Annotated in this window: 1 protein-coding gene; it reads left to right on the plus strand. The window is 53.6% G+C overall.

All coding sequences use genetic code 11. From position 1 onward, the window contains the following. The first annotated feature begins 64 nt into the window (after positions 1-64). A protein-coding gene (locus AACY18_RS27890) for an IS3 family transposase (protein WP_339466845.1) occupies positions 65-1245 on the plus strand; the annotation gives its coding sequence in 2 pieces (ribosomal slippage) (positions 65-320 and positions 320-1245; 1182 coding nt in all). Positions 1246-1253 lie beyond the last annotated feature (8 nt).

A 1253-nucleotide genomic window follows, 5' to 3' on the forward strand; every position in this document is an offset into this window, starting at 1 on the left:
TGCAGTGGTCTAATTTCCCCGGACACCCCGATAGGTGGAAAATACACCTATTGAGGAGCTCTCCATGACCGACAAACGCAAAGTATTCGACGACAGCTTCAAGCTGGAAGTTGTAAAGATGATTAAGGACCAAGGCCTGAGTGTTTCACAGGTTTGTCGTGATCTTGATATTGGTGATACGGCCGTTCGACGTTGGGTACAACAGTATGAGGCCGAGAAGTTGGGGCAAGCCGGGATCGGCAAGCCGCTGACCTCAGAGCAACAGCGTATTCGCCAGTTGGAGCAAGAAAACCGTCAGCTCAAGATGGATAACGATGTATTAAAAAAAGCCACCGCCTTCTTTGCCCGCGAGCTGAAGTAACGTACCGTTTGGTTCGGCAGCTGCAACAGAAGGCTTATTCGGTGGCGTATGTGTGCCGTTTGTTGGGGGTTAGTCGATCCGGCTTCTACGAGGCCAACAAGCGCGCTGAGGCTCCTGCATCGATCTGCCCCGTTGCTCTGCAACTCAAGGCGTCGTTTGCTGAAAGTGGCGGCTGTTATGGCAGTCGCCCATTGCGTAAAGCGTTACGCGCAAAGGGTATGGAAGTAGGCATTTACAAGATTCGCCGCATGATGCGCGTCAACGGCCTGCGTTCGGCGTGGAAGCGTAAATTTGTGCACACCACCGACAGCAAACATGACCTGCCGATTGCTGAAAATGTATTGAACCGCCAATTTGAACCCGAGGCGGCGAACAAGGCTTGGGTAGCAGACATTACCTACATTCGAACCCGTAGTGGCTGGTTGTATCTGGCTGTGGTGCTGGACTTGTTCTCACGCAAGGTAGTGGGCTGGTCAATGGCGCCGAACATGCCGGCTGAACTGGTGTGCAGTGCAATGCAGCTGGCAGTTGCTCAACGTCAACCGCCACCCGGCTTGATCGCCCACTCGGATCGCGGCAGCCAGTACGCGAGTGCGAGCTACAGAGCGCTACTGGCAAGAAGTGACATGCAGCAGAGCATGAGCCGTAAAGGTAACTGCTGGGATAACGCAGTGATGGAGCGCTTCTTCCTGAGCTTGAAAATGGAGCGGGTATGGCGACGTGATTACGCCAACCATACCGAGGCGATACGCGACATCACTGAGTACATCGTTGGGTTTTACAACAACGAACGACTGCACTCGAAACTGGGATATCTGCCACCGACCGTTTACGAACGGGCGATGGCGTCAAAATCACCTATCGAGGTGTCCGGAATTAGTTGACCACTACA

Source organism: Pseudomonas sp. EA_65y_Pfl2_P74 (assembly GCF_963970575.1).
In the GTDB taxonomy this organism is placed as follows: domain Bacteria; phylum Pseudomonadota; class Gammaproteobacteria; order Pseudomonadales; family Pseudomonadaceae; genus Aquipseudomonas; species Aquipseudomonas baetica_A.